The organism is Corynebacterium sp. MSK071 (assembly GCF_030232125.1).
In the GTDB taxonomy this organism is placed as follows: domain Bacteria; phylum Actinomycetota; class Actinomycetes; order Mycobacteriales; family Mycobacteriaceae; genus Corynebacterium; species Corynebacterium kefirresidentii.
The window spans coordinates 1-267 of the sequence record NZ_JASPJA010000071.1 but is presented as its reverse complement, the minus strand read 5'-3'; the positions used below and the strand labels follow the sequence as shown (position 1 = coordinate 267).

The 267-nt window shown below is 58.1% G+C and carries 1 pseudogene; it reads left to right on the top strand.

Annotated elements, in window-relative coordinates:
* Positions 1-267 (top strand): annotated as a pseudogene (locus QP990_RS12240) (hypothetical protein); the annotation flags it as partial.

Sequence of the window (267 nt, the reverse complement as noted above, 5' to 3'; positions counted from 1 at the left end):
ACACACCACCAAGCCACCCGCAGAGCACGACACCTCGGCCCCTACCGACGCCGCGAGCTTGTCGCCTCCGGCGAAGGCTTCACCATCGAAGGCCAACAACAAGCCTTTGAGGCACTCGCCAAAGGCAAGGGCAACCTCTCAGCCTCATTCAAACTCGCCGATAATTGCCCCTACCAGCTTGGCTACGAAGTAAACGTCGGCGACCAAATCGGCATCCAATGGCGAAACATGAACCTCTCCACCTGGATTGATGAAGCCACCATCAGC